The following is a 1,659-nucleotide window of genomic DNA, read 5'->3' as shown; positions in this document are numbered from 1 at the left end:
GTAAGCTTCCAAAATTGGCGTATTGACTAGTATGTCCCTTTCCTTTAGCTTCGTGCTAAACTTAAAACTCGAAAGATTATGTTTAGCGAAAAAGATTTTGAAAGACTGTGGTTCCTCTACAAGACCGAGGGCGAACCCAAAGGAGTTTCCATCAACTCATTCTGTATTAGCAACAACATTCCTTACACGGCATTCTATGACTGGTTCAAGAAGACACAGAAGAAAGTTGTACCTGTAGAAGTGGAAGGTATTCCTGAAGAGTTGATCCAGGCAGGCAATGAAGAACAGGATGTTACTAAAGGCAAGCCTAAACGTACATCTCCCCATAAAGGGAGCATCATGGTAACGATTAGAACCCGTGAGGGTTTGTGCATACAGAAGAAAGGCTTAGACTATCAGGGGCTGAAAACACTGGTGGAGAAACTGGAGGGCTTATGCTAAGTATTAACGGACTGCATAACTTCTATTATCTTCCTGAACTTCACGATATGAGATGTAAGGCCCAGCGTATATGCGAGATAATCCGCGGCAGGTATCACCGAGATCCGCTGAACGGAGACGTTTACATGTTTATGTCGAAAGACCAGCGTAAGGTTCGTATGATACACTATGAGCGGAATGCCTACTACCTTCATGAGAAGTCCTTCATTAAGGGTTATAAGTTCATGAAAATAGAGCGTAAGGACGATGTGACAGTGTATAAGATAGACTGGAAAGACCTGGTCACAATACTTGAAACTCCGGTAATAACGAGCATAAAGATTTAATGATAAAACTCTGAAAATCAGCGATAAAAGTTCTCTGAATATTTGCGTATCTCACTGAAAATGAGTATCTTTACATAAAATTTAGAGAACATGGAAACAGAGGAACTTATAGAACACATACTCAGACAGAAGCATCTTGAAGAGATGATGAACAGGCCTGAAAAGGAGCATACACCCCTTGAAGGTATGGATAATGAGCAGATAAAGAGGTTCGCCCTGTTCCTGTTTGAAGAGAATCAGAACAAGAGCAAGCAGCTTGATGAAATGATAGCACGACTTGATGAAATAGGAAAAGACCTGAAGGACGCCAACCGTAAGATTGATTCCCTTACAGATGCCCTGCTTAAGGCAAACAGCAAGGCTGAAAAGGCTGCCATTGAATGCAAGCTCCGCGACAAGGAATACAAAAAGCTTGAGAAAAAGCATAACGCCCTTGTCGAGCGTCTTTCACTTATGAATAACCAGACTTACGCTTCATCCAAAAGCCTTAAAGGCATTGACCGCAAAAAGGTCGTAAAAGGAAAGCATGACGACAAGGATGACTTTGACGGTACTCCCACTGCTCCGGCTGGTGAAGTTCCACAGTCAGAGCCTTCCGCATCATGCGACACGCAGGATACTCCGGCCACTCCTCATTCCAAGGAAAGACCGTATAGAAAAGGAATGAGATACAACAAGAACTGTGTAGGCACCCCGATAATACACAAGTCCGATTATACAATGCTTCCTGAGGGGTCTGTAGTGATATCATCGAGCTATCGTAAAATAAGAAATATCGTGAGCCATATTGAGGAACATCACTTTGAAGTGCTTAAGGTAAAGCATGCCGACGGCAGGATTGAAAGCATGTTCCTTCCCATGAAAGATGACGCCCGGGCTGACATCTACAATG

Annotated in this window: 2 protein-coding genes and 1 pseudogene; all 3 read left to right on the top strand. The window is 43.0% G+C overall.

Going from position 1 to position 1,659, the window contains the following annotated elements:
- Positions 1–78: 78 nt before the first annotated feature.
- Positions 79–441, top strand: coding sequence for a hypothetical protein (locus tag Q3C19_RS18170; protein WP_234146204.1), 363 nt, complete (start codon positions 79–81; stop codon positions 439–441).
- Positions 435–767, top strand: a complete 333-nt coding sequence (tnpB, locus tag Q3C19_RS18165) for an IS66 family insertion sequence element accessory protein TnpB (protein ID WP_087384163.1) — start codon at positions 435–437, stop codon at positions 765–767. The genes Q3C19_RS18170 and tnpB overlap by 7 nt, the downstream gene beginning before the upstream one ends.
- A 90-nt stretch (positions 768–857) precedes the next feature.
- A pseudogene (locus Q3C19_RS18160) lies at positions 858–1,659 on the top strand (IS66 family transposase); the annotation flags it as partial.

It is taken from the genome of Bacteroides sp. ET489, assembly GCF_030518095.1.
Classification (GTDB): domain Bacteria; phylum Bacteroidota; class Bacteroidia; order Bacteroidales; family Bacteroidaceae; genus Bacteroides; species Bacteroides ndongoniae.
The sequence above is the reverse complement of the archived record's forward strand: the minus strand, read 5'-3'. Positions and strand labels throughout refer to the sequence as shown.

Excerpts from the sequence above, each read along its gene's own strand:
- Q3C19_RS18170 (WP_234146204.1), top strand. The coding sequence starts at position 79 with ATGTTTAGCGAAAAAGATTTTGAAAGACTGTGGTTCCTCTACAAGACC.
- tnpB (WP_087384163.1), top strand. The coding sequence starts at position 435 with ATGCTAAGTATTAACGGACTGCATAACTTCTATTATCTTCCTGAACTT.